The organism is Streptomyces sp. ISL-87 (assembly GCF_018614095.1).
Taxonomy (GTDB): domain Bacteria; phylum Actinomycetota; class Actinomycetes; order Streptomycetales; family Streptomycetaceae; genus Streptomyces.
This window is the reverse complement of record NZ_JAGGOY010000070.1, coordinates 1-23905: the sequence shown is the minus strand read 5'-3', so window position 1 is coordinate 23905 and position 23905 is coordinate 1. Positions and strand designations below refer to the sequence as shown.

Genomic DNA, 23905 nt, shown 5'->3' with positions numbered 1-23905 from the left:
CCCGGGCCGAAGTGGGGGGCTGCCCTGATGCCCCGCGCCCCTCGCGCGTGTGACCATCAGTGACATGCCCGTAGCCGCCGCTCCCCGTATCCCGCACGCATCGGAGCCCCCGCCGGGCTCCGAAGCGCCGCCGCGCAAGCTCTACCGCAGCGCTGACGGCCGGATGCTCGGCGGAGTCGCGCGCGGCCTCGCCGGACACCTCGGGCTGCCGGTGATCTGGGTCCGGCTCGCGTTCCTCGGCCTGTTCATGTGGGGCGACGGGCTGGGCGTGCTGCTGTATGCCGCGTTCTGGGTCTTCGTACCGCTCGGCGTGGGCGGCGGCACCGGACACCGCTCCTTCTTCGAAACCCTCGCCGACGGCAGCCGGCGCCTGCGCAAACCCGACAAGGGGCAGATCGCCGCGCTGATCGCGCTGTGCGTCGGCGCCGGGATCTTCATCTCCCAGGTCCAGGTCGGCGGTACGTCCGGCCGGTACGTGTGGCCGACGCTGCTGGTCGGCGCCGGTGTGGTGCTCGTATGGCGGCAGGCCGACAACGCCCGGCGGGCCCACTGGGGCGCGGCCGCCGGGAGTCACGGGCGGCTGCTCCAGGTCGCCCGGGGGTTCGCGGGGGTCGCGCTGGTCGGCGTGGGCCTCACGGTGTTCATCGTCGTACGGGGCTCCGCGGCCCAGCTGGGCAACGTACTCACCGCCACCCTCGCCGTCCTCGTCGGCGTGGCCCTGCTCGCCGGCCCCTGGCTGATCCGGATGACCCAGGACCTCTCCGAGGAACGCCTGATGCGCATCCGCGCCCAGGAGCGCGCCGAGGTCGCCGCCCACGTGCACGACTCGGTGCTGCACACCCTCACCCTGATCCAGCGCAACGCGGAGGACGCGGGCGAGGTACGCCGCCTCGCGCGTGCCCAGGAGCGGGAGCTGCGGAACTGGCTCTACAAGCCGGAGGGCACCGGCAAGGACGAGGCCGAGGCGCCGGCCACGCTGGCCGAGGCCGTCAAGAAGACCGCCGCCGAGGTGGAGGACCACCACGGCGTTCCGATCGAGGTCGTCATCGTCGGCGACTGCCCGCTGGACGAGAAGCTGGGGGCGCAGATCCAGGCCGCGCGCGAGGCGATGGTCAACGCCGCGAAGTACGGTGGCGAGGGCGGGCCGGTGCAGGTGTACGCCGAGGTGGAGGGGCGGATGGTGTTCGTGTCCGTACGGGACCGGGGACCGGGCTTCGACATCGACGCGGTACCGGACGACCGGATGGGCGTACGAGAATCGATCATCGGCCGGATGCAGCGCAACGGCGGGACCGCACGGCTGCGGTCCGCGCCCGACGGCGGCACGGAAGTCGAGCTGGAGATGGAGAGGGCGGCGAACGCAGCATGACCGAGGAGAACGCAGTGGCCGAGGCGGGCAGGCGGGTCCGGGTGGTGCTCGTCGACGACCACCGGATGTTCCGCACCGGAGTGCAGGCCGAGATCGGCGAGACCGCCCGGACCGGCGTCGAGGTCGTCGGCGAGGCGGCCGACGTGGACCAGGCCGTCACCGTCATCACCGCCACCCGCCCCGAGGTGGTGCTCCTCGACGTGCACCTGCCGGGCGGCGGCGGGGTCGAGGTGCTGCGGCGCTGCGCCCCGCTGATGGCGGCGGCCGAGAACCCGGTGCGGTTCCTGGCGCTGTCGGTGTCGGACGCGGCCGAGGACGTCATCGGGGTCATCCGGGGCGGCGCGCGCGGCTACGTCACCAAGACCATCACCGGTAGCGACCTGGTGGACTCGGTCTTCCGGGTCCAGGACGGGGACGCGGTGTTCTCGCCGCGGCTGGCGGGCTTCGTGCTCGACGCCTTCGCCTCGACGGACGCGCCGCCGGTGGACGAGGACCTGGACCGGCTCACGCAGCGCGAGCGCGAGGTACTGCGGCTCATCGCGCGCGGGTACGCGTACAAGGAGATCGCCAAGCAGCTCTTCATCTCCGTCAAGACGGTTGAGTCGCACGTCTCGGCGGTCCTGCGCAAGCTCCAGCTGTCGAACCGGCACGAGCTGACGCGGTGGGCCACGGCGCGACGCCTGGTGTGACGCCTGGTGTGACGCCTGGTGTGACGACCGCCTGCTCGGTTACGCGGGGCGGGCGGTCTACGCGGGGCGGGCGGCGCGGGGCGGTCTACGCGGGGCGGGCGGCGCCGGCCAAGGGCATGGAGTCGATCGGGGCCACCCGGACCGTGGAGCCGGGGCGCGGGGCGTGGATCATCTGGCCGTTGCCGATGTAGATGCCGACGTGCGTCACCCCGGAGTAGAAGAACACCAGGTCGCCGGGGGCCAGCTGGTCGCGGGAGACCCGCTGTCCGGCGTTGATCTGCGTGTAGGTGGTGCGCGGCAGGGAGACACCGGCCGAGCGCCAGGCCGCCTGGGCCAGGCCTGAGCAGTCGAACGAGCCCGGCCCCGTCGCGCCCCAGACGTACGGCTTGCCGATCGCCCCGTACGCGAAGGACACGGCGCGGGCGGCGCGGGAGCCGTCGGAGGGGGGCAGGTTCGGGGCGCCGGTCCCGGTGCGGGTGGTGGGGGCGGCGGTGCGGGCGTGGCCGCCGGCGGAGGGGGCGGCGGGGGTCTCGCCGCCGGCCTGGGCCTCGTAGGCGGCCCGCTGTTCAGCGGTGAGGCGGGCCAGCAGCCGCTTGGCGGTGCTGAGTTTTCCCTCGATGACGGCCTTGTGCTCGGCGAGTTCGCTCTGCCGGGCGCGGAGCTCGGCGAGCTGCCCGGCGGCCTTGTCGCGGAGCTGCTGGACCTCGTCGAGCTGGTGGCGTACCGAGCTGATCTCGGCGGCGTTGCGGTCCCCGGCGCGGGTGATGAAGGAGGACCGGTCCAGGTACTCCTGGGGGTTGTCCGCCATGGCCAGCTGGACCGCGGTGCCGAGGCTTCCGGTGCGGTACTGGGTGGCCGCCAGTGAACCGAGCGCGCTGCGGGCGGTGTTGATCCGGTCGGTCTTGCGGGCGGTCTCGTCGCGGAGGGTGGTCAGCGCGCGCTGGGCCTCTTCGGCCTTCTCCTTCGCCCCGTTGTACTGCTCGGTCGCCTCCTCGGCCTCCTCGTAGAGCCGGTCCACCTCTGCCTTGACCTGGGCGGGGGTGAGCTGCGGGTCGGCCTGGGAGGTGCCTTCGAAGGCGGTGGCGGTGGCAGCGCCCGCAAGGGCGAGGGTGGCGGCGGTCCGTACCGTGCCCCCGGAGAGCGGGCGCTGCCTGGGCTTTCGATGACTGGCCACGCGGGCCTCACGTCCTTCCTCTGTCGGTGCTTGGAGGAGGACGCTAGACCTAAAGGTAACGGGTGGATGACGTGATGATCCGAAGTGACCGGATGCGGTTGGATCCGGCCGCATCCGGCCGGATGGCACCGTGATCCGACCGGTCCGGGTCAGCGCCAGAGAACGGCGATGAAGATGTTGACCACGGTCAGGCCGCCGACCGCGCCGAACAGTGCCTTCTCCACCCGCTCCTCGTCCCGCTTGACGTATACGAGGGCGAGGATGACGAAGAGGATCGCCAGCTTCACGCCGATCTTGATGTTGTTGACGGAGCCGCCGTCCATCTCGCGGAAGCCGACGAGGAGTACGCCGGTGACGAGCATGGTCAGCGCGCCGTGCAGCATCGCCGGCACGAAGCGGGCGGTGCCGGCGCTCATCGCCTTCATCTGGGTCAGGAAGCCGCCCAGCAGCGAGGCGATTCCGATGATGTGCAGGCCGATGAAGACATTGATGAGTACGTCCATGCGGTCGAGCGTACGGGGTGCCTGTCAGCGGATTTCGAGCAGGAGTGCGGGTGGGAGTGCGGGCGGTCAGGCGGGCGGTCGGGCGGTCAGGCGGGCGGTCGGGCGGTCAGCCCAGGAAGCGGAGCAGCTCCTCCAGGACGATCTCCGGCCGCTCCTCCGGGAAGTAGTGGCCGCTGCCGTCCACGCGGACGACCCGGGTGTCGGTGCCGAGCTTCGGGACGGCGGTCGTCAGCTGCGCGTAGTTGGCGTACTCGCCGCCGAGCGCGAGCAGCGGGGTGCTGACCGGGGTGTACGTCGCGAGGTCGGCGATGTCCTGGACGAAGGCGCGGTACCAGCCGTTGGACGCCCGGATCGCGTCGGGGGAGTTGTACGCCTCGGCGTAGACCGCGCGGGAGTGGGCGTCGATGGCGGTGGGGTCGGCGGAGGCGTTGGCGAACAGCCAGTCCAGGAGGTGGTGGTACCGGTCGGCGAGCAGCTGCTCGGGGAGGCCCTGCACCTGGTTGAAGGCGAACCACCACTTGTGCCGGGCCCCCTGCTCGGGGAGCAGCGTCAGCCGGGCCCATTCCGGGTCGGGGTGCGCGACGTCGAGGAGGACGACCCGGCTGGTGGACTCGGGGTGGTTGGCGGCATGGGCGTAGGCGACCATCGCGCCGATGTCGTGGCCGACCACGTGTGCGGACTCGATGCCGAGGTGGGTGAGGAGGGCGTTGATGTCCGCGGCCATCGTCCTCTTGTCGTAGCCGCCCTCGGGCTTGGCGGAGCCGCCCATGCCGCGCAGGTCCACGGCGATCACCCGGAACCGGCGGGCGAGGGCCGGCATCACCTTGTGCCACTGCCACCAGGTCTGCGGCCAGCCGCCGAGCAGGACGAGCGTCTCGCGGTCGCGGTCGCGGTCGCGGTCGCGGCCGCGGCCGCGGCCGCTGTCGCTGTCGCTGTCGCCACTGTCCACGAAGTGCAGGCGGGTGCCGTTGACCTCGGCGTGCCGGCTGGTGAAGCCGCCGTCGAGGGAGGCGGCGAGGGTGGCGTCGTCGAAGCGGGAGGTGTCGGGCACGGGGTGTCCTCACGTAGGCGGGTGGGCATGCATGCGGATGCGGCCGGAGCTTCATTCGAAGATCTCGTATGGTTGGACTGTACGAGATCTTCGAACAATCTGGCAATGGCCGTCCGAGCCAGTACGAGTCCGTACGAGATCTGCGTACAGTGATGGCATGGCCGCCGCTGCTGATCTGACCCACCCCGACGCCGACCGGATCGAACTCGTCGAGGTCCTCGCGGCGCTCGGGCACCCCGCCCGGCTGGAGATCGTCCGCAAGCTCGCCTCCGGCGAGGCGGCGTTCTGCGGTGAGGTCGTGCCGGACCTGCCCAGGTCGAGCGTCACCCACCACCTGAAGACGCTGCGCGAGAGCGGTGTGATCTGCCAGCAGCCCCAAGGCCGCCGGCTCTACCTGGTCCTGCGCAGGGACGATCTGGAACGGCGCTTCCCCGGCCTGCTGGAGCTCGTACTCACGGGCAGCCAGGGGCCCGGGGACGGCAATTTTCCGGCGCCGGGACCGGCTGTCGGTCCCGCCCCCTAGACTCGGAATGCGATGAGCAGCCTCTTTGACGACAGTTTCCTGGCGGACCTCACCCCCTCCGACGAGGTCCCCCCGCCCCCCGAGGACCACGCCGCCCCGGAAGCGGGCGCGGACGACCTGTTCGGGGGCCGGTTCGACGTACCCATGAGCGGGGACGCGTACTACCGCAACGGCGCCCCCAAGCCCGTCATCGACCCGGCGGCGCTCCTGGACGGGCTGAACGCGGAGCAGCGCGCGGCCGTGGTGCACGCCGGCTCCCCGCTGCTGATCGTGGCCGGCGCCGGCTCCGGCAAGACCAGGGTGCTGACCCACCGCATCGGCCACCTGCTGGCCGCGCGCGGCGTCCACCCCGGGCAGATCCTGGCGATCACCTTCACCAACAAGGCCGCCGGTGAGATGAAGGAGCGCGTCGAAGGCCTGGTCGGTCCGCGCGCCAACGCGATGTGGGTGTCGACCTTCCACAGCGCGTGCGTCCGCATCTTGCGCCGCGAGTCCAAGCGGCTCGGTTTCACCTCGTCCTTCTCGATCTACGACGCGGCCGACTCGAAGCGCCTGATGGCGCTCGTCTGCCGCGACCTCGACCTGGACCCGAAGCGCTTCCCGCCCAAGTCCTTCAGCGCCAAGATCTCCAACCTGAAGAACGAGCTGATAGACGACGAGGCCTTCGCGGACCAGGCCGTCGACGGCTTCGAGAAGACCGTGGCGCAGGCGTACGCGATGTACCAGGCGCGGCTGCGCGAGGCCAACGCCCTCGACTTCGACGACATCATCATGACCACGGTCCACCTGCTCCAGGCGTTCCCGGATGTCGCCGAGCACTACCGGCGCCGCTTCCGGCACGTGCTGGTGGACGAGTACCAGGACACCAACCACGCGCAGTACACGCTCGTGCGCGAGCTGGTCGGGACCGGGTATCCGGACCTGCCGCCCGCCGAGCTGTGCGTGGTGGGTGACGCCGACCAGTCGATCTACGCCTTCCGCGGCGCGACGATCCGCAACATCCTCCAGTTCGAGGAGGACTACGCGGACGCGACGACGATCCTGCTGGAGCAGAACTACCGCTCCACGCAGACGATCCTCTCCGCGGCCAACGCCGTCATCGAGCGCAACGAGAACCGCCGCGCCAAGAACCTGTGGACCGAGGCCGGCACCGGCGCCGTCATCACCGGCTATGTCGCGGACACCGAGCACGACGAGGCGCAGTTCGTCGCCGACGAGATCGACCGGCTGACGGACGCCGGCGACGCCAAGGCGGCCGATGTCGCGATCTTCTACCGGACCAACGCGCAGTCGCGTGTGTTCGAGGAGATCTTCATCCGCGTCGGACTCCCCTACAAGGTCGTCGGCGGCGTCCGCTTCTACGAGCGCAAGGAGGTCCGGGACGTCCTCGCCTACCTGCGCGTGCTGGCGAATCCGGAGGACAACGTCCCGCTCCGCCGGATCCTGAACGTGCCCAAGCGCGGCATCGGCGAGCGCGCGGAAGCGATGATCGACGCGCTCGCGATGCGCGAGAAGATCACTTTCCCGCAGGCGCTGCGGCGGGTGGACGAGGCGTTCGGCATGGCCGCGCGGTCGACCAACGCCGTGAAGCGGTTCAACGTACTGATGCAGGAGCTCCGCACGATCGTCGAGTCGGGCGCCGGCCCGGCGGTGGTGCTAGAGGCGGTGCTGGAGCGCACGGGCTACCTCGCCGAGCTCCAGGCGTCGACCGACCCGCAGGACGAGACGCGGATCGAGAACCTTCAGGAACTGGCGGCGGTGGCACTGGAGTTCGAGCAGGCGCGGGCGGCCGCGGCCGCCGAGGCACCGGCGGACGGTACCGCTCCGGTCGTCGGGCCGGGAACCCTGTCCGAGTTCCTGGAACAGGTCGCCCTCGTGGCCGACTCCGACCAGATCCCGGACGAGGACACCGACGGCAGCGGCGTCATCACGTTGATGACCCTGCACACCGCGAAGGGCCTGGAGTTCCCGGTGGTCTTCCTGACCGGCATGGAGGACGGGGTGTTCCCGCACATGCGCGCGCTGGGCCAGACCAAGGAGCTGGAGGAGGAGCGCCGCCTCGCCTACGTGGGCATCACGCGTGCGCGGGAGCGGCTGTATCTGACCCGGTCCTCGATGCGCAGTGCGTGGGGGACGCCCTCGTACAACCCGCCGTCGCGGTTCCTGGAGGAGATCCCGGCCGAGTACCTGCAGTGGAAGCGGACGGGGGCCTCGCAGAAGCCGGCCGGTCCGATGCGCGGCTCGGGCTCGGGGTACGGGTCGTCGTCCGGAGGCGGTGGCGGCAAGGCGTCGTTCGGCACCTCGCCCGAGGCCTTCCTGTCCTCGTCGCGTACGAAGTCGGGCCCGTCCGGGTTCGCGACGCGCCGGGCCTCCGACAAGCCGGTCATCACGCTGCTGGTCGGAGACCGGGTCACGCACGACCAGTTCGGCCTCGGGACCGTCATGGCGGTCGCGGGAGCGGGCGCGGACGCGCTGGCCACGATCGACTTCGGGGACGACAAGCCGAAGCGGCTGCTGCTGCGCTACGCGCCGGTGCAGAAGCTGTAGCCGCTCTCAGCTGCAGCCGCTCTCAGCTGTAATCGCTCTTACTAGCGGCCAACTCGCTCTTACTTGCCTTAGCGCGGGTCCAGGCCGTGGCTGCGGAGCCAGGGCAGGGGGTCGATCGCGGATCCGCCGCTGGGCCGTACCTCGAAGTGGAGGTGCGGTCCGGTGGAGTTGCCGGAGTTGCCGGAGTACGCGATGACGTCGCCGGCCTTGACCTTGCCGGACCGGATCTTGGTGCTGCTGAGGTGGCAGTACCAGGTCTCGGTGCCGTCGGCCGAGGTCACTATGGCCATGTTGCCGTAGGCGCTGTTCCACTGGGTGCGCACGGTGCCGTCGGTGGCGGCCATGACCGGGGTTCCGTAGGAGACCGGGAAGTCGATGCCTGTGTGCACGGACATCCACATGCCGCCGGCCTGCCCGAAGCTGGCGCTGAGGCCGTGCTGCTCGACGGGGATCGCGAACTTGGGGCGGGCGGCCTCCTTGGCCGCAGCCTCCTCGGCTTTTTTCTTCTTGTCGTCCTCTTGACGCTGGCGCAGGTCGATGCGCTCCTGGGTGCGGCTCGCGCGGTCCGCGAAGTCCCCCGCGTCGGCGCTGAGCGCGGCCAGCTGGGTGTCGAGCTTGCTGTTCGCCGCGACCGGCTTCACCGAGGCCGGGTCGGGCGCGGCCAGGGTGGTGACGTCCTCACCGGGCTTCTGGCCGGTGTCGGCGAGCCCGCCCACGGAAGCGGCGGCGACACCCGCGACGCCCATCACGCAGACGGAGGGCACTGCCACGGTCAGCAGGGCGGAACGCTTCGCCGGGATCCGGCGACGGCTGTTCCCCTTGGCGCCGGCCCGGCGCGCGGCGCGCGGCTCGGGGACGGGGGCGGTGTGCGGGGTGACCGGCACGGCCTGGGTGGGGAAATCGTGCACGTCGGCCGCGGGCACGGCTTCGAAGACCGAGGTGTCGCTGTACGACTCGTCCTCGGGCTCGGCGGCTTCGGGCTCGGCCTCGGGCTCGGGCTCGGCCTGGGCGGCGGGAGCCGCGTAGGTGTAGCCGGCGGTGTCCGCGGATTCGTACTCGTACGCGTACTGCTGCGCGGGCTGCTGCTGGTGGTGCTGGTGCTGGTGCTGCTGCTCGGGCTGGTATTCGTACGTGTACGCCGTCTCGGGCTGGAGCTGCTGCGGGAGCTGCTCGGGCGCGACGGTGTTCCACGCGGTGGCGTCGTAGGCCCCGGTCTCGGTGCCGGTGGTGCCGTAGCCGGGCATCGCCCAGTGCCCGGTCTGCTCGCCGGACGTGTCATAGCCGAAGCCGGTCTGCTGGTACTGCGTGCTCGGCGTGGTCCAGGCGCTCGCGTCCCACTGGCCGGTGGTGTCCTGCGGGACGCCCTGGCTGGGGATAGTCGACAGGTAACTGTCCTGCTGGGCCCACGCGGTGGTGTCGTACGCGCCGGTCTCATAGGAGTTGTACGCGTAGTTGTACCCCTGGCCCTGCGTCTCGTAGGAAACGTAGGCCGCGTCACCATCGAAAGTGGTGGTGGTAAGGCCGTCGTACCCGAGATCGGGGTACTGGCCCGACGATGGGCGGTCGTTCACCAACTTCTCTTTCGCCTCGGCGGTGGGGGGCCTGGGTGGCCGGGGAACGTGACGTTCCACGGAGGAGAGCAGTGGCGTGACTGTACCCGCCGGTTACAGCCAACGACAATCTTCGGCGGGTTTCGTCCTCGCGGGAACCGGGCATTCGGCCGCCTTTCGGTCGCCGAAAGACCCACCCTTGGCCTTGAGTTCGAAATCTGTTCGACTCTCGTCCGCTTTCGGGGGCCGCCCGGCCGTGGACCGCTGCCCTCGGTGGCCCTTATGCGGAGCTCATACGCGGAGTCTTATGCGGACTCAGATGTCCAAGTCCGCTGATTCCGTTGATTCCGTTCCGTCGCCTTGCTCGGCGGGCCGTCGAGGGCGCGCCGGACCGCGGCGATCACGGTGGGGTGGGCGGCGAGGGCAAGGTGTCCGATGCCGGTGACCTGTACGTTCTGCGCGTTCAGGTCCGGGTGCTCGATGCGGGCCGTCCCGACGGGCGTCATCAGCGCGTCGAACTCGCTCCAGAAAGCCACAAATCGGGTCCGGCAGCCGGGCGCGGGCGCGCGAAGTTCGGCCATCACCGCTGAATCCGGCCGAATCTGGCGGATCAGCGGATGTGCGTCCATGAACGGGGCGACCCGGGTGCCGGAATGCGGGGTTCCGAGGGTGACCAGCGTGCGGACGCGGGCGTCACCGCCGAGCCGCTGGACGTAGTACCGGCCGACCAGTCCACCCATGCTGTGTCCGACCAGGTCCACCCGGTCCTGCCCGGTGCGCTCGCACAGCTCCTCGACGCGGCGGGCGAGATGGCGGGCGGTGACGCGCAGGTCGCTGGTGAAGGGCGAGTAGTTGTACGTCTCCACCCTGCGCCGGCCGTCGGCGCCGAGCGCGCGGCGCAGCAGGACGAAGATGGAGCGGTTGTCGGTGAACCCGTGCAAGAGGAGGACGGGCGGCCGGGGCCCGGCCGGCCCGGAAGGCGGCCGCTCGTCGAGCACTCCGGTGGGGTAGAGGAGCAGGTGCCCGGCGAGGACGAACGCCTCCAGCACGGCGGCCCGCAGCGCGGCCCCGGACGGAGGTCCGGCGGCCGAAACGGATAAAGGACCAGAAAACGGAACGTGCAGTGGCGTGATCGACAGCCCCATCGACGGCCTCCCCTGAGCCTCTTGGGTACGCGCCTGCCGATCAATCCGCTGCCGCCGCGCTCCCGATGTGGCCCCGCCGCCGTGCCGGGCGGCTGTCGGCACGGTGGCGGGGCGCATCGGTGCGGCTCCCCTTGTCATTCAATCGCGGTGAATCAATGGCGTCCCACGTGTGATTTCCCCCTCGTGATGGACCGCGAAACGGCAGCGTGCGCGATGCTGTACTTAACGTTCGTTCACTCGGGAGGCAGTGCGATGGGTGTGACCGGTCCGATCCGTGTGGTGGTGGCCAAGCCGGGTCTCGACGGCCACGACCGCGGTGCCAAGGTGATCGCGCGCGCCCTGCGGGACGCGGGCATGGAGGTCATTTACACCGGCCTCCACCAGACCCCGGAACAGATCGTGGACACCGCGATCCAGGAGGACGCCGACGCGATCGGCCTGTCGATCCTCTCGGGCGCGCACAACACCCTGTTCGTGCGGGTGCTGGAACTGCTCAAGGAGCGCGACGCGGAGGACATCCAGGTCTTCGGCGGCGGCATCATCCCGGAGGACGACATCGCCCCCCTCAAGGCGAAGGGCGTCGCCGAGATCTTCACCCCGGGCGCCACGACCACCGCGATCGTGGAGTGGGTCCGCGCCCACGTCCGCCAGGCCTAGCCCCGGCCAGCCGGGAGGCGGCAACCCGCTCCGCCCGACACTCCGGCCGGGGCGGGGCGACCCGCTCCGCCCGACACTCCGGCCGGGGCGGGGCGACCCGCTTCGCCGGAGGCCCCGGCCGGGGCGGGGCGACCCGCTTCGCCGGAGGCCCCGGCAGGGCCCGGGCAACCCGTTTCGCCGGAGGCCCCGGGCGGGGACGACCCGCTTCGCTCGAGCCCCCGGGCCGGGCCTGGGGCAACTCCGCCCTGAGCCCGCGTTCCGGCCTGCCGCGTTCCGGTCTGCTGCCTGCGCCTGCTATTTACGCCGAGCACCCCGAGGCGGGCCGGGCTCTGGCCCGATCCCCGGCCATTCCGATCTGCCGGGTTCTGCCTGGGGGCGACGGCCGGGCCGCCGCACCGCCTGACCGCCGCGGCCGCTTGACTGCCGGTCTACGCCCCCGGCCGCCGGACCCGTCACCCCGCCGCGCCGCCCGACCGCCGGTCTCCGCAGGCCCGGCCTGCACACCCGCCACCCCGCCGTACCTCCGGGCCGTCGCGGACCCGTCCGGGGCGGCCTCCGGCTCGCGTCGCGCGAGGTCAGGGGGATGGGGTTAGTTCCGAGAGCATTGTCGCGCGGAGGCGGAGGGTGGCTACCAGGCGTTGGAAGGCTTCCGCCCAGTACGCCGCTGCGCCGGGGGAGGCGTCCGGGGGGTCCTCCGAGGTTGCCGTCAGGGCTTCCAGGCGGTTGGCCTCCGCAGGGTCCAGGCAGCGCTCCGCCAGGCCCATCACCCCGCTGAAGCTCCACGGGTAGCTGCCCGCCTCCCGGGCCATGTCCAGCGCGTCCACGACCGCCCGGCCCAGCGCCCCCGCCCACGGCACCACGCACACGCCGAGCAGCTGGAACGCCTCCGAGAGGCCGTGGGACCGTATGAACTCCGCGACCCACTCCGCCCGTTCCCCGTCCGGCAGGATCGACAGCAGCTTCGCCCGCTCCGCTATCGACGCCGTGCCCGGGCCCGCCGCAGGTGGCGCGGAAGGCGCGCCGAGCAGGGCCTTGGACCACTCCGGGTCGCGTTGGCGCACGGCCGCCCGGCACCACGCCGCATGCAGCTCCTCCGCCCAGCCCTCCGCCACCGGTATCGCGAGTATCTCCGCCGGGCCGAGCCCGCCGAAACGCTCCCGCCAGCAGGACAGCGGCGCCGCCTCCACCAGCTGGCCCAGCCACCAGGCCCGCTCCCCGCGGCCGGCCGGCGGGCGCTTGACCACCCCGTCCCGCAGCATCCCCGCATCGCACTCCGCGGGCGGCGTCACTCCCTCCGGGCCCACGCAGGCCAGTGCCCGCTCCGCCATCCGCCCCGCCAGCGCCGAACCCGGCAGCGCGGACAGCAGTTCCGCGGCCGTCGCCCGGACATTGCGGCTCCGGTCTCCCAACGCCGCCTCCAGGAACGGCTCGTCCCCCTCCGACAGCCCCACCCTCAGCGAATCGAGGAACATCAGCCGGTCCTCGGCCCGTTCCGTGGCCCAGGTGGTCGCCAGCAGCCGTGGCGCGGCCGCCGCGTCCTGGGCGCGTACCGCGCCGAGCAGTGCCACCCGCTCCGCGAACAGGCCTTCCTGCCAAAGCCGTTCCACTCCCGCCCCGTCTGTGACGTCCGGCAGTTCCCCCGCGCCGCCCACCCCGCCGCGCAGTGCGAACCGCCAGTCCGGATTCAGCCGGGCCAGCCACAGCCCCCGCACCCCGGCCAGGGCCAGCGCCTGCGGCCGCAGGTCCGTACGCGCCCGGGCCGCGTCCAGCAGGGCGGGTACCAGCGCCGCCGGTGCCCGGTAGCCGTGCCGCCCGGCGGCGGCCAGCCACTGCGGCAGCAGCTCCGTCAGATCCGGGGCGGTCCCGCGCCGCCCGCCCCCGCTGCCGGCGGCCGTGCGGCCCGCCAGCAGCTGGGCGAGCCGCCTCCGGGCCGCCGCCGGTGGTGCCGGGCGTGGATCCCGGGGCGCGGGGTCCGGCCTCGGACCCGCCTCGGCCGGCCGGAGTCCGGCCCGCCGCCGTACGGTCTGCACGGCCGCCGCGCCGAGCAGCGCCTCCGGACTGCCCTGCCGTCGCTCGGTGCCCAGCAGTGCGGCGCCGACCAGGTCCTCCCAGTCCCCGTAACCCGTGTCTGTAGTCGTGGCAGCCATCGGACCCCTCCCTCTTCCCACTTGGTGTGCCGTGCTCCGGTCCCGCCCCCTCCGCGGGACCGGAGCAGTCCATTCCCCGTCTGCCCTGTGCGTTAGCTGGCGTGGTTGTCGTTCATCAAAGCCCCCCGGCTTTCTCGGTCATGCACGACGGCGCCCCCGCGCCGCCGTTCCCTCCCCGGCGCCGACGCTCCATCGCGCCGGTCGACCCTTTCGGTTCCCCTTTCGTTTCCTCTGCCGGTCCGCAGGCCCCCCGGCCCGTCAGACCAGGGCGACCGGCTCGCCCGAATCGAGCTGCCAGGCCGTCAGGGGCGTGAACCCGCGGTGGCCGACTTCGCCGAACACCGTCACCGGGCCCCCGCCCGACAACGCGGCGAGCTGCCACAGGCCCGACCGGAACCCCTTCCCGGCCCCGGCCAGGGGCACCGGCAGAGCGGACGTCCCCTCCGCGTCTGCCAACTGCCAGCCCAGCTCTCCCGGTATCGGGATCACCGGCCCTAGCACCACGGGCCAGGACTCCAGCCACGGGTCCTCACACAGAGCCGCCCCGTATGCCTCCAGAGCCGCCCCCGTACTCACCCCGGACGGGGCCTGCGCGCACGGCGCCGCCGGGGCGAACCGCTCCCCGAGGTCCGCCCGCAGCCCCGCCGACCCGGGCCGGAAGCGAGCCTCCGCTTCCAGCACCAGCCCCACCGGCAGTGCCAGCCCCGGCGGCCGCCCGGGCGGACCGAAGTCCAGCACCAGCGCCGGGCGCCCGCTCCCCAGCCCGCGCAGCCATATCCGGCGGGTGGTGAGCCGGCCGTCCGGAGACACCGAGTCGTACTGAGCCAGGACCAGCCAGCGGTCCCGTACGGCCTCCCCCTCCGCCGAGGACGCCAGCCCGACGCGTGTCCGGACCGTCGCCGCCAACGGTTCCGGCAGCCCGGCCACCCCCAGCCAGGCCCGGTCCAGCAGGTGCAGCAGCGCCGCCTCCTCCAGCATCCGGGCGGGCCAGCCGGGGCCGCAACTGGGTATCGTCCCCAACTCCCGGACCCGCGCTGCCAGTCCGGGCGCCTGGGCGTCGACCATCCGGGCGGCGGTCTCCTCCCATGCCGCGTATCCCGTCTGCTCCTGGCCGGCCAGGCCGCCCCGCAGCAGATCGGCGAGCCGCTGCTCGAGCTCGGTGACGCCCGCGCCTACGCGGGACGCCCGCCGCTCGGCCCGGCGCCGGGCGGCTTCCTCGTCCGCCGGTTTGGTGCTTCCGGCAGCCGGCCGCGCGGCCTTCTCCGCCCGCTCGGTCAGCCATTGCGAGGCCCAGTCCGGCGCCTCGCCCGGCTCGCCCAGCCCCTCCGCCGCCCAGAGCAGCAGCAGCCCCAGCGCGTGCTTGCACGGGAACTTCCGGCTCGGACACGAGCACTTGTACGCCGGGCCCGCGAGATCCACGACCGTGCGGTACGGCGTACTGCCGCTGCCCTTGCACAACCCCCACACCGAACCGGAAGCGGAATCTCCGGTCTGCGACCACGGACCCGCTCCACCCAGCTTGACCCCCGCCTTGCGTGATGCTTCGTCAGGAGCCAGAGCCAGTACTTGTTCCGCCGTCCAGCGGACCCCCTGCTCAGTCATGAGAACAACCGTAGAGACCCCCACTGACAATCGCTCTGACCTGCAACGACGCCTCGAACAAGGCCCGTTGTCAGTGGCGTGGTGCACCTTGGTTGCAGCAGTCGGAAGCGGCTGCCGAGCATTGGAGGGGGACCATGACCATGCCCGAGAACAGCACCGGCACCGAAGTGCTGCGACCGCACGCCGAAGACGCCTTCGCAGAAGAACTGAAAGCCCTGGCGGCCGCCGACGACCGGCCCCGCCCGACCCGCTGGAAGCTCTCCCCGTGGGCCGTGGCGACGTACCTGCTCGGCGGCACGCTCGACGACGGCACGGTCATCACGCCCAAGTACGTGGGACCGCGCCGCATCGTCGAGGTCGCCGTCACCACCCTGGCCACCGACCGGGCCCTGCTCCTGCTCGGCGTCCCGGGCACCGCCAAGACCTGGGTGTCCGAACACCTCGCCGCCGCAATCAGCGGGGACTCCACCCTCCTCGTCCAGGGCACCGCCGGCACCCCCGAGGAAGCCATCCGGTACGGCTGGAACTACGCCCGCCTGCTCGCCCACGGCCCCAGCCGCGAAGCGCTCGTACCCAGCCCCGTCATGCGGGCCATGGCCGACGGCATGACCGCCCGCGTCGAGGAGCTCACCCGCATCCCCGCCGACGTCCAGGACACCCTCATCACCGTCCTGTCCGAGAAGACGCTCCCCATACCGGAGCTCGGCCAGGAGGTGCAGGCCGTGCGCGGCTTCAACCTCATCGCCACCGCCAACGACCGCGACCGCGGGGTCAACGAGCTCTCCAGCGCGCTGCGCCGCCGCTTCAACACCGTGGTGCTGCCGCTGCCCGCCACCGCCGACGCCGAGGTCGACATCGTCGCCCGCCGCGTCGACCAGATGGGCCGCGCCCTCGACCTGCCGGCCGCGCCCGAGGGCCTCGACGAGATCCGCCGCGTCGTCACCGTCTTCCGCGAGCTGCGCGACGGGGTCACCGGCGACGGCCGCACGAAGGTGAAGTCCCCCAGCGGCACCCTGTCCCCAGCCGAGGCCATCTCGGTCGTCACCAACGGCCTCGCCCTGGCCGCCCACTTCGGGGACGGAGTACTGCGCCCCTCGGACGTGGCCGCCGGGATCCTCGGCGCCGTCGTCCGCGATCCGGCCGCCGACAAGGTCGTCTGGCAGGAGTACCTGGAGGCCGTGGTCCGCGAGCGGGACGGCTGGAAGGACTTCTACCGTGCCTGCCGGGAGGTGACGGCATGAGCCGGGGCCCCCTGCTCCTGGGTGTGCGGCACCACGGGCCCGGCTCGGCCCGCGCGGTACGGGCCGCCCTGGAGGCGGCCCGGCCGGCGGCCGTGCTGATCGAGGGGCCGCCGGAGGGGGACGCGCTGCTGCCGCTGGCCGCCGATCCGGGGATGCGGCCGCCCGTGGCGCTGCTCGCGCACGCCGCCGACGACCCCGGCAAGGCCGCCTTCTGGCCGCTGGCCGGGTTCTCCCCGGAGTGGGTCGCCATCCGCTGGGCGCAGGAGCAGGACGTACCGGTTCCGGTGCGGTTCATCGACCTCCCGGCCGCGCACTCGCTGGCGGGGGCCGCGGAGGAGGAGCAGGAGCAGGACGCCACCGATTCCGTACGGCTGGACCCTCTCGCCGTGCTCGCCGAGACCGCCGGATACGACGACCCCGAGCGCTGGTGGGAGGACGTGGTCGAGCACCGGGGCGCCGCACCCGGCGACCCGCTCGCGGCGTTCGAGGCGCTCGGGGAGGCCATGGGCGCCCTGCGCGAGGCGTACGGCGACGGCGGCCACGCCCGGGACCTGGTCCGCGAGGCGTACATGCGTCAGCGGATGCGGGCCGCGCGCCGGGAGTTCGGAGACGCGTACGCGGTGGTGTGCGGGGCCTGGCATGTCCCGGCGCTGCGGGCCAAGACCACCGCCGCCGCCGACAAGGCGCTGCTCACCGGGCTGCCCAAGCTCAAGGTGGAGACCACCTGGGTGCCCTGGACCCACCGCCGGCTCGCCCGGGCCGGCGGGTACGGGGCGGGCATCACCTCACCGGGCTGGTACGCACACCTCTTCGCGGCCGGCGACCGCCCCATTGAGCGCTGGCTGACCAAGGTCGCCGGGCTGCTGCGGGACGAGGACCGGCAGGTCTCCTCGGCCCACGTCATCGAGGCGGTCCGGCTGGCCGAGACCCTGGCCGCGGTGCGGGGGCGGCCGCTGCCCGGGCTCACCGAGACCCTGGAGGCGGTCCGGGCGGTGATGTGCGACGGCTCCGACATACCGCTCGCGCTCATCGAGGACCGGCTGGTCGTGGGCGATGTGCTCGGCGAAGTCCCCGACGCGGCGCCCGTCGTACCGCTCCAGCGGGACCTCACCCGGCAGCAGCGCTCGCTGCGGCTCAAAGCCGAGGCGCAGGAGCGCGAGCTGGAGCTCGATCTGCGCAAAGAAACGGACGCGGCCAAGTCCCTGCTGCTGCACCGGCTGCGGCTGCTCGGGATCGAGTGGGGCAGACCCACCGCCTCCCGGGGCAGCACCGGCACCTTCCGGGAGACCTGGCGGCTGCGGTGGGAGCCGGAGCTGTCGGTACGGGTCGCCGAGGCCGGTATATGGGGCACCACTGTCCTCGCCGCGGCCACTGCCAAGGCCGAAGGGGATGCCTCGGCCGCCGAGGAGCTCGGGGAGGTGACCGCGCTGGCCGAGCGGTGCCTGCTGGCCGGGCTGTCCGAGGCCCTGCCGGCGGTGCTGCGGGCGCTCGCCGACCGGGCCGCGCTGGACACCGATGTGGCGCGGCTGGCCAAGGCGCTGCCGGCGCTGGCCCGTTCGCTGCGGTACGGGGACGTGCGGGGCACCGACGGGGCGGCGCTGGGCACGGTCGCGGCCGGGCTCGCCGAGCGGATCTGCGTCGCGCTGCCGCCCGCCTGCGCCGCCGGGCTGGACGCCGACGCGGCGGCGGAGCTGCGGGGCCATGTGGACGGGGTGCACCGGGCGGTGGGGCTCCTGGCGGACGCCGATGAGGCGGACGGCCTGCGGGAGCGCTGGTCGGCGGTGCTGCGGACGCTGGCTGGGCGGGACACCGTGCCCGGGCTGATACGCGGCCGGGCGGCGCGGCTGCTGCTCGACGACGGGCGGCTGCCAGCGGAGGAGACGGCACGGCTGATGGGGCTCGCCCTGTCCCCGGCGTCCTCTCCGGCCGATGCGGCGGGCTGGATCGAGGGGTTCGCCGGCGGCAGCGCGGGCGGGGGGACGCTGCTGGTCCACGACGACCGGCTGCTGGGCCTGATCGACACGTGGCTGATGTCGGTGCCGGAGGGTGCGTTCATCGGCGTACTGCCGCTGCTGCGCCGGACGTTCGGGGCATACGAGTCGGGGGTCAAGCGGACCCTGGGGGAACTGGTCCGGCGAGGGGCCGGCGGCCCGTCCGCGGCCTCCGCCTCTGCCTCCGGCCAGGCCCCAGCGGGCTTCGCCCCCGAGCTGGATCCGGAGCGGGCGGAGGCGGTGGTGGACCTGGTCCGAATGCTGCTCGCCGGGCCGGCGGAGATACCGGTGGGGGCGGCCTGACCGGCCCGTGCCGGCCCGTGCCCGGCCGTCGACAGCGCCCCCGCTGCGCAAGCGCCCCCGGCTCCGCCGGGCCCCCTGGGGCTCCGCCCCAGACCCCGCGCCTCAAGCGCCGGCGAGGCTGGGTTTTGTCGGCGGAGGCTGGGTTTTGTCGGCGGAGGCTGGGTTCTGTTGGCGGGGCTGGACGGGTGCTGCGGCATCGGGTCTACGGCGCCCCCGGCTCCGCCGGGCCCCCTGGGGCTCCGCCCCAGACCCCGCGCCTCAAGCGCCGGCGAGGCTGGGTTTGTCGGCGGAGGCTGGGTTCTGTTGGCGGGGCTGGATGGATGCTGCGGCGTCGGGTCTACGGCGCCGATCGGACTCCGCCCGGCCCCGCACCCGAAGGCCGGGGTGGGGAGCAAGCGACGGGCGGCGGCAAGCGGGCTCAGGTGGCCCGGGGGACAGGTGGGTGCGGCGGGGCAGGCTCAGGCCGGGAAAAGGCCCAGGTCGGAGATCAGGAGACGCGCCGGCGGCGAGGGCCGGGGCCATGACAAGCGTAGGGGGATGGGTAGATGACCAGCACGGGGACCAGCGAGGCGGAGCGGCTGCGGCGGTGGCGGATGGTGCTTGGGGGTGGGGAGGCCGATGGGACCGGGTGCGCGCTGACGGGGCGGGATGCGGCGATGGATGCCGCGCTCGGCGCGCTGTACGGCGGGGGCGGCGGCAGTGGGGGGCGGAAGGCGGCCGGGGAGCGGTCGGCGGGGCTTGGCGGGTCCGCGCCCAATGTGGCGCGGTGGCTCGGGGACATCCGTACGTATTTCCCCAGCTCCGTGGTCCAGGTGATGCAGCGGGACGCCATCGAGCGGCTCGGGCTCTCCGCGCTGCTGCTGGAGCCGGAGATGCTGGAGGCCGTCGAGCCGGACGTGCATCTGGTCGGCACCCTGCTGTCGCTCAACAAGGCGATGCCGGAGACGACTAAGGAGACGGCGCGGGCCGTGGTCCGCAAGGTGGTCGAGCAGTTGGAGAAGCGGCTCGCGACACGGACCCGGGCCACCCTCACCGGCGCCCTCGACCGTTCCGCCCGGATCAGCCGGCCCCGCCACCGCGACATCGACTGGGACCGCACGATCCGCGCCAACCTCAAGAATTACCTGCCCGAGTACCGCACCGTCGTCCCCGAACGGCTGATCGGATACGGCCGAGCGGCGCAGTCGGTGAAGAAGGAGGTGATCCTCTGCATCGACCAGTCCGGGTCGATGGCGGCGTCCGTCGTGTATGCCTCCGTCTTCGGGGCGGTGCTCGCGTCGATGCGTTCGATCGCGACCCGGCTGGTCGTGTTCGACACCGCCATCGTCGACCTGACCGACCAGCTCGACGACCCCGTCGACGTCCTCTTCGGCACCCAGCTCGGCGGCGGCACCGACATCAACCGCGCCCTCGCCTACTGCCAGTCGAAGATCACCCGGCCCGCCGACACGGTCGTCGTGCTGATCAGTGACCTGTACGAGGGCGGCATACGCAACGAGATGCTCAAGCGGGTCGCGGCGATGAAGGGGGCCGGGGTCGAGTTCGTGACCCTGCTCGCGCTGTCCGACGAGGGCGCCCCCGCCTACGACCGGGAGCACGCCGCCGCCCTCGCCGCGCTGGGCGCCCCCGCCTTCGCCTGCACGCCCGACCTGTTCCCGGACGTAATGGCCGCGGCACTGGAGAAGCGGCCCCTGCCCGTACCCCCGGCGACCGCCTGAGGCACCCGACCCACGCTGCCGCAAATCGGCAGATCACACGAAGATGCAGTTCAGCTGTGAGGCGATCTGTGACAGGTATCACCGCTCAGGTGTGATCTGTGATTTAGGGACCTACGGCCCACGGGGATAACCTGCGGGACGGACATGCCGCGTCCACGGTCACCGTGTGCGCCTTCCTTGTGACAGCGCCGTCACGTTGCCCTCCGCGGCACGCCCACGCAGATAGCAGACAACCGCGAATCACTGCGAATCTTTAAAAAGACAAGGGACGGACGCGCGTGGACCTGTTCGAGTACCAGGCGAGGGACCTCTTCGCCAAGCACGGTGTACCGGTGCTGGCCGGTGAAGTCATCGACACGCCTGAGGCGGCTCGCGAGGCCACCGAGCGGCTGGGCGGCAAGTCGGTCGTCAAGGCGCAGGTGAAGGTCGGCGGCCGCGGCAAGGCCGGCGGCGTGAAGCTGGCCGCCACCCCGGACGAGGCAGTCGCCCGGGCGACGGACATTCTCGGCATGGACATCAAGGGCCACACGGTCCACAAGGTGATGATCGCCGAGACCGCTCCCGAGATCCTCGAGGAGTACTACGTCTCGTACCTGCTCGACCGCACCAACCGCACCTTCCTGGCCATGGCCTCGGTCGCGGGTGGCATGGACATCGAGCAGGTCGCCGAGGAGACCCCCGAGAAGCTCGCCAAGGTCCCGGTGAACGCCAACGAAGGCGTGACCATCGAGAAGGCCCGCGAGATCGTCGCCCTGGCGCAGTTCCCCGCCGAGGTCGCCGAGAAGGTCGCCGAGGTCCTCGTGACCCTGTGGGCGACCTTCATCGCCGAGGACGCGCTCCTCGTCGAGGTCAACCCGCTCGCGAAGGTCGCCAACGGCGACGTCATCGCGCTCGACGGCAAGGTCTCGCTCGACGAGAACGCCGAGTTCCGCCAGCCGGGCCACGAGGAGTTCGTGGACCACGCTGCCGCGAACCCGCTCGAGGCCGCCGCCAAGGCGAAGAACCTCAACTACGTCAAGCTCGACGGCGAGGTCGGCATCATCGGCAACGGCGCGGGTCTCGTCATGAGCACCCTCGACGTCGTCGCGTACGCCGGCGAGGCGTACAAGTCGGTGAATGGCGGCGGCGTCAAGCCCGCCAACTTCCTGGACATCGGCGGTGGCGCCTCCGCCGCCGTCATGGCCAACGGTCTCGAGATCATCCTCGGCGACCCGGACGTCAAGTCCGTCTTCGTCAACGTCTTCGGTGGCATCACCGCGTGCGACGAGGTCGCCAACGGCATCGTCCAGGCGCTGGCCCTGCTGGAGGAGAAGGGCGAGGCGGTCACCAAGCCGCTCGTCGTCCGTCTCGACGGCAACAACGCCGAGCTGGGTCGCAAGATCCTCTCGGACGCCAACCACCCGCTGGTCCAGCGCGTGGACACCATGGACGGCGCGGCCGACAAGGCCGCCGAGCTCGCGGCTGCGAAGTAAGGGCAGAGGTCACAGACTCACATGGCTATCTTCCTCAACAAGGACAGCAAGGTCATCGTCCAGGGCATGACCGGTGCCACGGGCATGAAGCACACCAAGCTGATGCTGGCTGACGGCACCAACATCGTCGGCGGCGTGAACCCGCGCAAGGCCGGCACCACCGTCGACTTCGACGGCACCGAGGTCCCGGTCTTCGGCTCGGTCGCCGAGGCGATGGAGAAGACGGGCGCCAACGTCTCCGTCCTCTTCGTCCCGCCGGCCTTCGCCAAGGCCGCCGTCGTCGAGGCCATCGACGCCGAGATCCCGCTGGCCGTCGTCATCACCGAGGGCATCGCGGTGCACGACTCCGCCGCCTTCTGGGCGTACGCGACCGCCAAGGGCAACAAGACCCGGATCATCGGCCCGAACTGCCCGGGTCTGATCACCCCCGGCCAGTCCAACGCCGGCATCATCCCGGGCGACATCACCAAGCCCGGCCGCATCGGTCTCGTGTCCAAGTCCGGCACGCTGACCTACCAGATGATGTACGAGCTCCGTGACATCGGCTTCTCCTCCGCCGTCGGCATCGGTGGCGACCCGGTCATCGGCACCACGCACATCGACGCCCTCGCGGCGTTCGAGGCGGACCCCGAGACCGACCTCATCGTCATGATCGGCGAGATCGGCGGCGACGCCGAGGAGCGTGCGGCGGACTTCATCGCGAAGAACGTCACCAAGCCGGTCGTCGGCTACGTCGCGGGCTTCACCGCCCCCGAGGGCAAGACCATGGGCCACGCGGGCGCCATCGTCTCCGGCTCTTCTGGCACCGCACAGGCCAAGAAGGAGGCCCTCGAGGCCGCCGGCGTCAAGGTCGGCAAGACGCCGACCGAGACGGCCAAGCTCGCGCGCGAGATCCTGAACGCCGCGCAGTAACAGCCTCCGGCTCCGGCTCTGGCTCCAGCTCTGGCTTTACGTGTGAACGGGCGTGGCCCGCACCCTTCGAGGGTGCGGGCCACGCCCGTTTGGCTTACGGGCTACTCCACTTTCGGGGCAAGTCGCGCGGGACCGGCCTCCGGGGCGTCGCGCAGTTTCTGCTGGAGCTCCCTGCCGTGCTCGGTGAGCTGTTGCGGGCCGCTGAGCGGGGGCACGCCCGAGACGCTGGCGCCCGGGGCCTGTGGGGGCTCGTACTTGTTGGGGGCGGTCGTGGCTGTGTAGGCGGTCGCCACCGCGATGACCGCGGTCAGGCCGAGCACGGCCCGGCTCCACCGCCGGCCGCGGTGCTCCCCGCAAGCCCGTACGACGGCGGGCGGGCGCGGCTCCAGCGGTACGGCCGGCCGCAGCGTGCCGAGCCGGTGGCGCAGCAGCGCGGACTGCTTTTCGGGCGGTACGCAGGCCAGTTCGGGAATCCGGTCGGCGAGGTCGGCGTGGGCCTGGAGCAGGCGGTGGCCGGCGGTGGGGGTGCTGGCCTCGGTCTCGGCGGCGGCGTCGGGGAGGTCGAGCCCGACGCCGTCGTAGAGCAGCACGGTGCGGCGGTGGGCCGGGGGCAGCGCCAGCATGGCGTCCATGAGGATCAGGTCGGCGGGCTCGGCCGGGGCCTTGTCGGGGTGGAGGTGCGCGCGGCGGAAATGGTGCCAGGGGGAGAGGGCGCGCTCGTGCGCGGCCGCGCGCACCCAGCCGACGGGATCGGGATCGGTGGCCACCTCGGGCCAGCGTTCCCATGCCTGCTGGAACGCCCGCTCCACGGCGTCCTGAGCGAGGGCGCACCGGCCGGTGAGGAGGTAGACCTGCCGGACGAGGGCGGGGGCGGCGCGGGCGTAGAGGGCGTCAAAGGCCTGCGCCGGTCCCTGCGGGGCGGGGGCGGGTTCTGGGGGCGTGCACTGCGGGGCCGTGCCGTGTGGGGCCGTGCCCCGTGGGACGGGGGCGGTTCGGGCGGGCACCTCGGAGGGGCCCTGTGGGGCGGGGGCCGTGCCGCGCGGGGGCATGCCGTGCGGGGCCGTGCCGTGTGGGGCGGGGGCGGTGCGGGCGTGTACCTCGGCGGGGCCCTGGGGGGTGGGAGCTGCAGAGGGTCCGGGCTCTGGGGCCGTGCCCAGCGGGGCGGCGGAGGCTGGGATTCCGGGTTGCCCGGCTGCGGGAGCGGCGACGGCGAACACCTCGGCTGGGGCCTGGACGGTAGGGGCTGCCGGGGATCCGTGTACTGGGGCCGGGCCCTGCGGGGTGGGGGCGGTGTGCGTGTACGCGTCGGCG

The 23905-nt window shown here is 72.5% G+C and carries 18 protein-coding genes; 10 read left to right on the top strand and 8 right to left on the bottom strand.

Annotated elements, in window-relative coordinates; translation table 11 throughout:
* The first annotated feature begins 64 nt into the window (after nucleotides 1–64).
* Together J7I97_RS25470 and J7I97_RS25465 are read left to right on the top strand one after the other, a co-directional pair.
* Nucleotides 65–1369 carry an ATP-binding protein gene (locus J7I97_RS25470; protein WP_214938815.1) on the top strand — a complete coding sequence of 435 codons (1305 nt, stop codon included), beginning with the start codon at nucleotides 65–67 and terminating at the stop codon, nucleotides 1367–1369.
* The gene (locus J7I97_RS25465) at nucleotides 1366–2058 is read left to right on the top strand and encodes a response regulator transcription factor (protein WP_214938813.1); all 693 of its coding nucleotides are present in this window, start codon (nucleotides 1366–1368) and stop codon (nucleotides 2056–2058) included. Before J7I97_RS25470 ends, J7I97_RS25465 begins: the two co-directional genes overlap by 4 nt.
* Nucleotides 2059–2143: 85 nt before the next feature.
* Here the strand turns inward: J7I97_RS25465 and J7I97_RS25460 are convergent, their stop codons facing one another.
* The 3 genes from J7I97_RS25460 to J7I97_RS25450 all read right to left on the bottom strand — a co-directional run bounded on the left by J7I97_RS25460 (nucleotide 2144) and on the right by J7I97_RS25450 (nucleotide 4786).
* Nucleotides 2144–3232 carry a C40 family peptidase gene (locus tag J7I97_RS25460; protein ID WP_214938811.1) on the bottom strand — a complete coding sequence of 363 codons (1089 nt, stop codon included), beginning with the start codon at nucleotides 3230–3232 and terminating at the stop codon, nucleotides 2144–2146.
* A gap of 149 nt (nucleotides 3233–3381) precedes the next feature.
* Nucleotides 3382–3735, bottom strand: a complete 354-nt coding sequence (locus tag J7I97_RS25455) for a hypothetical protein (RefSeq protein ID WP_214938809.1) — start codon at nucleotides 3733–3735, stop codon at nucleotides 3382–3384.
* Nucleotides 3736–3841: 106 nt separating this feature from the next.
* On the bottom strand, nucleotides 3842–4786 hold the full coding sequence (locus J7I97_RS25450; RefSeq protein WP_214938807.1) for an alpha/beta fold hydrolase: 945 nt from the start codon (nucleotides 4784–4786) through the stop codon (nucleotides 3842–3844).
* A gap of 157 nt (nucleotides 4787–4943) precedes the next feature.
* On the opposite strand from J7I97_RS25450, the gene J7I97_RS25445 reads away from it, so the two are divergent.
* Complete coding sequence (locus J7I97_RS25445; protein ID WP_214938805.1) at nucleotides 4944–5309, top strand: helix-turn-helix transcriptional regulator; 366 nt, start codon at nucleotides 4944–4946, stop codon at nucleotides 5307–5309.
* A 12-nt stretch (nucleotides 5310–5321) separates the two neighbouring features.
* On the top strand, nucleotides 5322–7856 hold the full coding sequence (gene pcrA, locus J7I97_RS25440; protein WP_214938803.1) for a DNA helicase PcrA: 2535 nt from the start codon (nucleotides 5322–5324) through the stop codon (nucleotides 7854–7856).
* A gap of 68 nt (nucleotides 7857–7924) precedes the next feature.
* Here the strand turns inward: pcrA and J7I97_RS25435 are convergent, their stop codons facing one another.
* Both J7I97_RS25435 and J7I97_RS25430 read right to left on the bottom strand, forming a co-directional pair.
* A complete protein-coding gene (locus J7I97_RS25435; protein ID WP_214938801.1) occupies nucleotides 7925–9427 on the bottom strand; it encodes a M23 family metallopeptidase in 1503 nt (500 codons plus the stop codon).
* A 284-nt stretch (nucleotides 9428–9711) separates the two neighbouring features.
* Nucleotides 9712–10551 (bottom strand): triacylglycerol lipase, encoded by an 840-nt coding sequence (locus J7I97_RS25430; protein WP_214938799.1) that lies wholly within the window; start codon nucleotides 10549–10551, stop codon nucleotides 9712–9714.
* Between the two features lie 252 nt (nucleotides 10552–10803).
* Here J7I97_RS25430 and J7I97_RS25425 point away from each other — a divergent pair, with 252 nt between their 5' ends.
* Nucleotides 10804–11208, top strand: coding sequence for a cobalamin B12-binding domain-containing protein (locus J7I97_RS25425; protein ID WP_214938797.1), 405 nt, complete (start codon nucleotides 10804–10806; stop codon nucleotides 11206–11208).
* 575 nt (nucleotides 11209–11783) lie between these two features.
* On the opposite strand, the gene J7I97_RS25420 is transcribed toward J7I97_RS25425, so the two are convergent.
* Nucleotides 11784–13355, bottom strand: a complete 1572-nt coding sequence (locus J7I97_RS25420) for a DUF5691 domain-containing protein (RefSeq protein ID WP_214938795.1) — start codon at nucleotides 13353–13355, stop codon at nucleotides 11784–11786.
* 258 nt (nucleotides 13356–13613) lie between these two features.
* A complete protein-coding gene (locus tag J7I97_RS25415) occupies nucleotides 13614–14957 on the bottom strand; it encodes an SWIM zinc finger family protein (protein WP_214938793.1) in 1344 nt (447 codons plus the stop codon).
* Nucleotides 14958–15091: 134 nt separating this feature from the next.
* Between J7I97_RS25415 and J7I97_RS25410 the strand changes: the two genes are divergently transcribed.
* From J7I97_RS25410 to sucD, 5 genes are all read left to right on the top strand, one after another.
* Nucleotides 15092–16198 carry an AAA family ATPase gene (locus J7I97_RS25410; protein WP_214938791.1) on the top strand — a complete coding sequence of 369 codons (1107 nt, stop codon included), beginning with the start codon at nucleotides 15092–15094 and terminating at the stop codon, nucleotides 16196–16198.
* Nucleotides 16195–18492 (top strand): DUF5682 family protein, encoded by a 2298-nt coding sequence (locus J7I97_RS25405; protein ID WP_214938789.1) that lies wholly within the window; start codon nucleotides 16195–16197, stop codon nucleotides 18490–18492. The genes J7I97_RS25410 and J7I97_RS25405 overlap by 4 nt, the downstream gene beginning before the upstream one ends.
* Nucleotides 18493–19037: 545 nt before the next feature.
* Nucleotides 19038–20210 (top strand): VWA domain-containing protein, encoded by a 1173-nt coding sequence (locus tag J7I97_RS25400; RefSeq protein ID WP_214938787.1) that lies wholly within the window; start codon nucleotides 19038–19040, stop codon nucleotides 20208–20210.
* A gap of 278 nt (nucleotides 20211–20488) precedes the next feature.
* On the top strand, nucleotides 20489–21682 hold the full coding sequence (gene sucC, locus J7I97_RS25395; protein ID WP_214938785.1) for an ADP-forming succinate--CoA ligase subunit beta: 1194 nt from the start codon (nucleotides 20489–20491) through the stop codon (nucleotides 21680–21682).
* A 21-nt stretch (nucleotides 21683–21703) separates the two neighbouring features.
* Entirely contained in the window at nucleotides 21704–22594 is an 891-nt protein-coding gene (gene sucD / locus J7I97_RS25390) for a succinate--CoA ligase subunit alpha (RefSeq protein ID WP_136213293.1), read from the top strand.
* A 101-nt stretch (nucleotides 22595–22695) separates the two neighbouring features.
* On the opposite strand, the gene J7I97_RS25385 is transcribed toward sucD, so the two are convergent.
* Nucleotides 22696–23905: hypothetical protein (locus J7I97_RS25385; protein WP_214938783.1), on the bottom strand; the 1210-nt coding region annotated here is incomplete at its 5' end.

Bases quoted from the DNA above. Each gene is read 5' to 3' on its own strand.
- J7I97_RS25470 (WP_214938815.1), top strand. From the start codon at position 65: ATGCCCGTAGCCGCCGCTCCCCGTATCCCGCACGCATCGGAGCCCCCG.
- J7I97_RS25465 (WP_214938813.1), top strand. From the start codon at position 1,366: ATGACCGAGGAGAACGCAGTGGCCGAGGCGGGCAGGCGGGTCCGGGTG.
- J7I97_RS25455 (WP_214938809.1), bottom strand. From the start codon at position 3,735: ATGGACGTACTCATCAATGTCTTCATCGGCCTGCACATCATCGGAATC.
- J7I97_RS25445 (WP_214938805.1), top strand. From the start codon at position 4,944: ATGGCCGCCGCTGCTGATCTGACCCACCCCGACGCCGACCGGATCGAA.
- pcrA (WP_214938803.1), top strand. From the start codon at position 5,322: ATGAGCAGCCTCTTTGACGACAGTTTCCTGGCGGACCTCACCCCCTCC.
- J7I97_RS25430 (WP_214938799.1), bottom strand. From the start codon at position 10,551: ATGGGGCTGTCGATCACGCCACTGCACGTTCCGTTTTCTGGTCCTTTA.
- J7I97_RS25425 (WP_214938797.1), top strand. From the start codon at position 10,804: ATGGGTGTGACCGGTCCGATCCGTGTGGTGGTGGCCAAGCCGGGTCTC.
- J7I97_RS25420 (WP_214938795.1), bottom strand. From the start codon at position 13,355: ATGGCTGCCACGACTACAGACACGGGTTACGGGGACTGGGAGGACCTG.
- J7I97_RS25415 (WP_214938793.1), bottom strand. From the start codon at position 14,957: ATGACTGAGCAGGGGGTCCGCTGGACGGCGGAACAAGTACTGGCTCTG.
- J7I97_RS25410 (WP_214938791.1), top strand. From the start codon at position 15,092: ATGACCATGCCCGAGAACAGCACCGGCACCGAAGTGCTGCGACCGCAC.
- J7I97_RS25405 (WP_214938789.1), top strand. From the start codon at position 16,195: ATGAGCCGGGGCCCCCTGCTCCTGGGTGTGCGGCACCACGGGCCCGGC.
- J7I97_RS25400 (WP_214938787.1), top strand. From the start codon at position 19,038: ATGACCAGCACGGGGACCAGCGAGGCGGAGCGGCTGCGGCGGTGGCGG.
- sucD (WP_136213293.1), top strand. From the start codon at position 21,704: ATGGCTATCTTCCTCAACAAGGACAGCAAGGTCATCGTCCAGGGCATG.